Source organism: Hydrogenobaculum acidophilum (assembly GCF_054656715.1).
The window spans coordinates 1-7,465 of record NZ_BAAHXP010000028.1 but is presented as its reverse complement, the minus strand read 5'-3'; the positions used below and the strand labels follow the sequence as shown (position 1 = coordinate 7,465).

General features: G+C 35.4%; 7 protein-coding genes. 5 read left to right on the top strand and 2 right to left on the bottom strand.

Annotated elements, in window-relative coordinates; translation table 11 throughout:
- Positions 1-112: 112 nt before the first annotated feature.
- Both ACYQZV_RS08765 and nikR read right to left on the bottom strand, forming a co-directional pair.
- Entirely contained in the window at positions 113-1,144 is a 1,032-nt protein-coding gene (locus ACYQZV_RS08765) for a HoxN/HupN/NixA family nickel/cobalt transporter (RefSeq protein ID WP_459895198.1), read from the bottom strand.
- 68 nt (positions 1,145-1,212) lie between these two features.
- Positions 1,213-1,614 carry a nickel-responsive transcriptional regulator NikR gene (gene nikR, locus ACYQZV_RS08760; RefSeq protein ID WP_459895196.1) on the bottom strand — a complete coding sequence of 134 codons (402 nt, stop codon included), beginning with the start codon at positions 1,612-1,614 and terminating at the stop codon, positions 1,213-1,215.
- 25 nt (positions 1,615-1,639) lie between these two features.
- Between nikR and ACYQZV_RS08755 the strand changes: the two genes are divergently transcribed.
- The 5 genes from ACYQZV_RS08755 to ACYQZV_RS08735 all read left to right on the top strand — a co-directional run bounded on the left by ACYQZV_RS08755 (position 1,640) and on the right by ACYQZV_RS08735 (position 7,425).
- Positions 1,640-2,227 (top strand): TetR/AcrR family transcriptional regulator, encoded by a 588-nt coding sequence (locus tag ACYQZV_RS08755; protein WP_459895194.1) that lies wholly within the window; start codon positions 1,640-1,642, stop codon positions 2,225-2,227.
- On the top strand, positions 2,224-3,105 hold the full coding sequence (locus ACYQZV_RS08750; protein WP_459895192.1) for an NADH-quinone oxidoreductase subunit B family protein: 882 nt from the start codon (positions 2,224-2,226) through the stop codon (positions 3,103-3,105). Before ACYQZV_RS08755 ends, ACYQZV_RS08750 begins: the two co-directional genes overlap by 4 nt.
- Entirely contained in the window at positions 3,105-4,427 is a 1,323-nt protein-coding gene (locus ACYQZV_RS08745) for a nickel-dependent hydrogenase large subunit (protein ID WP_459895190.1), read from the top strand. Before ACYQZV_RS08750 ends, ACYQZV_RS08745 begins: the two co-directional genes overlap by 1 nt.
- Positions 4,428-4,542: 115 nt before the next feature.
- Complete coding sequence (locus tag ACYQZV_RS08740; RefSeq protein WP_459895188.1) at positions 4,543-6,717, top strand: ribonucleoside triphosphate reductase; 2,175 nt, start codon at positions 4,543-4,545, stop codon at positions 6,715-6,717.
- A 3-nt stretch (positions 6,718-6,720) separates the two neighbouring features.
- On the top strand, positions 6,721-7,425 hold the full coding sequence (locus ACYQZV_RS08735) for an anaerobic ribonucleoside-triphosphate reductase activating protein (RefSeq protein WP_459895186.1): 705 nt from the start codon (positions 6,721-6,723) through the stop codon (positions 7,423-7,425).
- Positions 7,426-7,465 lie beyond the last annotated feature (40 nt).

Here is a 7,465-nt window from a genome sequence, read left to right as displayed (position 1 = left end):
TAAGTTTTCCGCTTCGCTTGCTACAAAGGGCATAAATACCGCCAACAACACTTTTTTCATAGTGTCCTCCTAACAAAATTTTAAATTTTTGATATCTAATCTCAATATATTTTTAATTTATATTTTCAGTATGATAAATATTTTGTTTTGAAGCTTTTCCATAAAAAATAAACGCTCCCAAAAATGTAAATATCATAAACAGTACAATAAATATACCTACTTTGCCAAGCGGTATGCCGTTTATAAAAGCTGTAAAATAGGCTTTTGGCATAAGCTCTTGGGTCAAAATCTGTAAAAGTTCAAGGGTACCTATAAAAAGCGCTATAAAAACGCTTGCCCCTGTGATAACCAAGTTAAAAGAGAGTCTTCTTAGAGGGTCGTTGTTTGTCCAAAAGTATATGTTGTTCATAATAAGAGAATCAAAGGAGTCCATAAGCGTCATACCTGCGGTAAAAAGAAGAGGAAACAACAATATGCCCCATATATTCATGTTGGTTTTTGCTAAAGCCACCGATATCCCAAGTATCGCAATCTCTGTAGCAGTATCAAAACCAAGCCCAAACAAAAACCCTACTATATACATTTTGTAAGGGGTATCTATTTTGTTGTATAAAAAGCTAAAAACCCTACCCATAAAACCTCTTTTGTTTAAAAGTTCTTGAAATGTTTTGTTTAATTCTTCTTGATACTCCGAAGAAGATTCTTTATACATTTTGTATATGTCGTATAAGGCTTTAAATATAAATATATTTAAGACCCCTATCAATATGAGAAAAAAAGCAGATATTAGAGTACCCACAACATTGCCCACACTTTGTAAAGTAGGTATAGATTCTTTTACGGCTTTTGTAGCAAAAACAAGAGCCAAAGAAAGGCCTATTACAACGCTGGAGTGTCCAAAAGAAAAGAAAAATCCAACACTACTAGCATCCTTCTGGTCTTGGACAAGCTTCCTTGTGACGTTGTCTATGGCCGCTATATGGTCTGCATCAAAGGCATGTCTTAAACCAAAAAGATATGCCATGCCACCTATAGCTAAAAGCCCAGGTACGTTGTAAAAGTTTACCGCAAACAAGCTCCAGATTAGCCCGTTAAAACCAACAAGTCCCAACAGCATAAGCTTTGCTTTTTTACTTTTTCTCACGTTACCCTCTTTATGAATGAACTATCATTTATTATAATATTTTTTGAAAAAAAGTAATATGATATATATTATACTATTGATACTTTTGTAAGTTTTGCAAATTTCACTCCGTTTAAACCAGCTATCAAATTTAGCGTATCTATTATGGTCTTTTTTGTGCCTTTTACCATAATAGTTTCTAGGCAATTATTATGGTCAATATGTATGTGGGTAGTGCAAAGTATGTTTACATAGTAGTTATGCTGGATATCGAGCATTTTTTGGGTTAGCTCTCTTTTATGATGGTCATACATTACAACAATGACACCTATTAGCTCGTCATTCTCGCTTGTCCATTTTTCTTCTATCATAGCCTCTCTTACCAAATCCCTTATAAATTCCGACCTGGATGAACAAGTTTGTTCTACCCTTTTATCTATATATTCCAAAAGGTCTCTTGGTATGGTTATGCATATCCTTTCAACTTTCATAAATTTTCATTATATTATATTTTCTATGCCAAGGACAAAAGACGAAAAGAGAAATCAAATTATAAAAGTAGCTTGTGAGCTTTTTGCCAAGAAGGGTTATTACAATACCACCATACCAGATATAGCAAACGCTTTGGGTATGAGCGTAGGCAACATCTACAATTACTTTGAATCAAAAGAAGAGCTTGCAAAAGAAACAATGCTTACAGTTTCAAAGCTTGTAGGAGAAAGACTCTCTTGTGTAAACTCTTTAAACATAAGCACAAAAGAGAAGATAGCACTTTTTGTTAAAAATTTTTTTGATATTGCGAAAAATGAACCAGAGCTCATGAACTATTTTCTAAAAGTTTTTCTAGTAAATAGAGAGGTTTTTAAAGAAGGTTGCGAAGGATTTACGTGCGTAAAAGACATTATCACAGAAACCATGATACTTTTGTCTGACGGCGTTGAGAAAAAAGAGCTCAGAAACCAAGAATTCTTCACAGCGTTTTCTACTATGATGGGTTCTATAGGTGGTATAGTGTTTTTATACTACGAAGGTGTTTTGGATAAAGACCTATATTACTATGAGCCTTACATATCTCAAAACATATATATGGCTTTAAAAGCATGAAAACACTCCTTTGGATACAAGGACTTTCCTGCGGGGCAAACACCCAGTCGTTTTTGTGCATAGAGCATGGAAGTTTGTTTGAACATGTAGAGATACTCTATCATCCCCTATCTGATAAATCTCTTGAAGAAAGTGTTAGGCTTTTATTAAAAGACGAAAAAGAATTAGACATCTTAATAGTAGAAGGCGCTATAGGAAAATCTATAAGACATATCTGCTCTCACAGTTTTTCAAACCTTGTAAAAATGTTGTCCTTAAAAGCCAAATACGTAGTAGCGTTGGGGGATTGCGCTTCTTTTGGCGGCGTGCATGCAAAATCAAACATTCATATTACGGGGCTTCAATTTAGGTTTAAAGAGTTTGGTGGGCTTTTAGGAAAAGATTTTTTATCAAAAGCATCGTATCCAGTTATAAACATAGCAGGATGCCCAGCTCATCCAGAATGGATATTTTATATGATAAACTCTTTACTAGAGGATAAAAATATAGAATTAGATGAGTTCAACAGACCAAAAGATATTTTTAAATATCTTACCCACAACGGATGCCTAAGAAACGAATACTTTGAGTGGAAGGTAGAATCAAAAGAGTTTGGCACAAAAGAAGGGTGTTTGTTTTATGAGCTTGGTTGCAGAGGGCCGCTAACACATTCACCTTGCAACAAGATACTTTGGAACGGAGTAAGCTCAAAAACGAGGGCTGGCACTCCTTGTGTTGGCTGTACGGAGTTTGACTTCCCAAGAGAAAACATGCTAAAAACAGAACAACTTATGGGTCTACCAAAGGATTTACCTATAGGTGTATCAAAAAGAGGCTATATCCTCCTTTCTGGTATAGCAAAAACCTTTACCCCAGATAGACTGAAAAATAAGCTTTAATGAAAATCACAAAAACTATTCTAAACAGATTAGAAGGAGAAGTAGAGTTAAAACTAGAATATTCTAAAGATAAGATAATCAACGCACGTATTTTAGGTACATCCTATAGAGATTTTAGCAACATACTAAAAAACAAACCCTACCTTGATAGCGTGATACTAACTCCAAGGGTATGCGGTATATGTGGACATGCTCATCTTATAGCTTCTGTAAAAGCCATAGAAAACGCTTACCAAAACGAAAATACAAGCTTTAGCATATCTCAAAAAGCCAATCTTGTAAGGTATATAACGCTGTTGTCAGAAATGATTCAAAATCACATAAGATGGTTTTATGCATATTTTATGTCGGAAATGCCAAAGCTAAATCCTGACATGAAAGATTATCTCCCTTTTGACGGTGAAAAGTGGAAAAGGGGTATAGCCATAAGCAACTATCCGATAAAAATAATAGCCGTTTTTGGCGGTCAGTGGCCTCATAACTCTTACGCTTTGCCAGGTGGTATAACCTCTGATTTTTCCTCTTACGATATAAGCGTTGCAAAAAGTTTTTGTACTAATCTTTTAAAAAGCATAGAAACTTATATAATAGGAATATCCATAGACAATTACATGTCATTATCAGAAAACGACATATTAAACTATACCAAAGGTGACGTTGGAGATTTTATAGAGCTATCCAAAAGGCTTGGACTTTTACACAAGGGTATTTCTTACGGTAGGTTTATCACGGGAGGCTCTATAGAGGGCTACGTAGAGTCATCGATTTTTGACAACGGTATAAAAGAGCCTTTTTATATAAAAAATGTAAATACAAAAGAGCATGAATTTAAAAAATTAAAAGAAATCACTGGTGTGGTTTACAACGAAAAATATTTTGAAACAGGTCCTTTGGCAAGAGAGATAAACTCCTCAAATCCTTTGTTTATAGAGCTTTTAAAAAAGCTTGGGGATTCTCTATTTGTAAGAGTATTAGCGAGAGTAGACGAAATAATAAAGTTAAGCCTTTTGATAAAAGATGCCTTAGAAAGAATAAATATAAATGAACCTTCTTACATAAAGCCAAGTGTAAAAGAAGCGTTTACTGGGGAAGGTATAGGAATAGTGGAGGCAGCAAGAGGCACGCTTATACATAAAATAAAGATAGAAGAGGGCTTCATAAGAGATTACAACATTATTACACCTACTTTATGGAATTTGGGAAGCTATCATGATGAAGAGCACAATCCAGCTCAAAAAGCTATAATAGGTCTTTCTTCTGATATAGAAGCTTATCTATCCCTTAGAAGCTTTGACGTATGTGCTTCTTGCGTTAGCTATTAAAAATCAATTTTCTTAGTATTGATAAACACTTATTATATTTTATAAAAAATATCATTTTAATATAGTAAATAAATGATATCATATTTTTATTGATTTTTATAATAAGGAGGTAGTTATGGAGTTTTTCTTGAACATACGTACTGGTGGTTCAGCAAAAGTCTGCCACGGCAAAAAGGCTAGTGTAGAAGCCTCTTTTAACCTAAACAGATTAAAAGTACTAAAAAGAGACAACATCACCAAAGTGGATTTTGACAGAAAAAGGATAGAAAAGGCTATAGAAAAGGCTTTTGATGCGGTGGGAGAGTTTAAGGGGATAGATAACGCCTATGTAAAAGATACAACCGATGAAGTGTTGAGCGTTATAGAGAAGAAGAACCCATCTATTATAAGCGTAGAGCAAATTCAAGACATAGTAGAAGAGGCGATTATATCGCATGGGTTTTCAAAGGTGGCAAGAGCTTACATAATCTACAGAAGACAAAGAGAAAGGATAAGAGAAAGCGAGGATATCGCCATAAATCTAGAAGATAACACCATTGACATAGACAAATTGGTGAAGAACTATATAAGCCAAGAAGATTGGAGAACTTTTGAAAATTCCAACTCAAGCTTTTCTTATCCAGGCTTGTATTTGCACGTGGCTGGTTCTGTGATTGCAAACTATACTCTTAGAAACGTCTATCCTGAGCATATAAGAAAAGCCCATGAAAACGCTGATATTCATATACACGATTTATCTCATGGTATAGTAGCTTACTGCGCTGGATGGTCTATGGAAGATTTGCTTAGGAAAGGTTTTAGGGGTGGTTATGGTCAAATTGTAGCTGGTCCAGCCAAGCACCTATCAGCTCTTACGGGTCAGATGGTGAACTTTCTAGGCGTCATGCAGATGGAGTTTGCAGGAGCACAAGCTTTCAACTCCGTGGATACATTTTTAGCACCTTTTGTAAGAGTAGACCACCTTGATTATCAAGAGGTTAAACAACTAATACAGCAGATGGTTTTTGCAATGAACGTCCCATCTAGATGGGGTTCTCAACCACCTTTTATAAACTTTACCTTCGATTGGACAGTACCAGAAGACATGAAAAACAAGCCCGTGATAGTAGGTGGTGAAGAAAGACCAGATATAGGCCATTATGGTGATTTTCAAAAGGAGATGGATGTCATCAATAAAGCCTTCATAGAGGTTATGCTTGAAGGTGATTACGCTGGCAGAATCTTCTCCTTCCCAATACCCACTTACAACATTACAAAAGATTTTGACTTTTACACAGAAAATGCCAGGCTTCTTTGGAAGATGACTGCAAAATACGGTACACCATATTTTCAAAACTTTGTAAGTTCCAGTTTAAAGCCCGGCGATGTTAGGTCTATGTGTTGTAGGTTGCAACTAGATTTAAGGGAACTAAGAAGCAAAATGGGTGGGCTTTTTGGTGCCGCTGACAAAACAGGTAGCATAGGCGTTGTTACTATAAACTTGCCCCGCATAGGATATTTGGCGAAAACAAAAGAAGAATATTTTTCAATGCTTTTTGAAATGATGGATATCGCTAAAGAATCTTTGGAGATAAAAAGACGAGTAATTGAAAGAAACCTAAAAGCTGGTTTAATGCCTTATGCGGCATCTTACCTCACCTCTTTCGACAATCATTTTTCTACGATAGGTATTGTCGGGATGCATGAGTCTTTGCTAAACTTCTTTGGTCGTGGGATAGATACAAAAGAAGGCAAAGCTTTTGCCGTAGAAGTGCTCCAAAAGATGAGAGAAAGATTAAGTCTTTATCAAGAGTTAACAGGGCATCTTTACAATTTAGAGGCTACACCAGCAGAAGGCACATCTTATAGACTTGCCAAACACGATAAGAAAAGGTTTAAGGACATAATAACCTCTGGAGAAAAGGAACCTTACTATACAAACTCCACCCTATTGCCGGTGGGGTACACGGATGACCCCTTTGAGGTTTTAGAACATCAAAAGGATTTGCAAACGCTTTACACAGGTGGGACTGTAGTGCATACATTTTTAGGAGAATCTCCAAACGAAGATGTCTTACCAGAATTTATAAGAAAAGCCTTTGAAATGTATCCTATACCTTATCTTACAATCACTCCTACTTTTTCAGTTTGTCCAAACCACGGTTACATAAAGGGTGAGCATTTTAACTGTCCTATATGCAGTGCGCCATCAGAAGTTTACTCAAGGGTGGTGGGATACTATAGACCTGTACAAAGATGGAACGCTGGAAAAAAGGAGGAGTTTAAGGATAGGTTAGAGTACATGTTGTAAACTATGATATATGGTATTCAAAAAATATCCTTCGTAGATTGTCTAGGGGTACCAAGCAAAGGTATCCCACCGTCTTTATGCACTGTTTTATTTTTTGGCGGTTGCAATCTAAGGTGTCCTTATTGCCATAACAAGGATATAGTATTGAAAAATACAAAACCATTTGATGTTAACGAAGTTTTTGAGCTTTTAAAATCCAGAAAGCATCTGGTAGAATGGGTATGTATATCGGGCGGAGAGCCTACTGTATATGAAGACAAACTTTTGAATTTTCTTAAAAGCCTAAAAACTATGAACTTTAAAATAAAGCTAGATACAAACGGTATAAACCCATCGGTGGTAAAAGATATAAGCGATTTTGTAGATTATTTTGCCATAGATGTAAAAACTATAGATTACAATCACTGCAATCACAAGGATGGTCTTTTTAAAGTCGTAAAGACTATACTTTATTTACACGAAACCAATAAGCCATTTATACTAAGAACGACATGTTATCCCCCTTTTGTAAACGAATATTTTATACTATATATGCTTGACGTTTTATCCAACTTAAATATCAAACATATAGACTGGTACTTCAACCCTTTTGACAATCAAAACGTTTTGGAAGAAAAAGCCAAAGCCTACCCATCTACCACCAAGGACGATATAAAAAAACTATTGGAAAATATAGAAATACCACCACATATAAGTATCCATTATTGAAAATGATATAATTAACGTTATGAAGTTTTTACCAATAGGT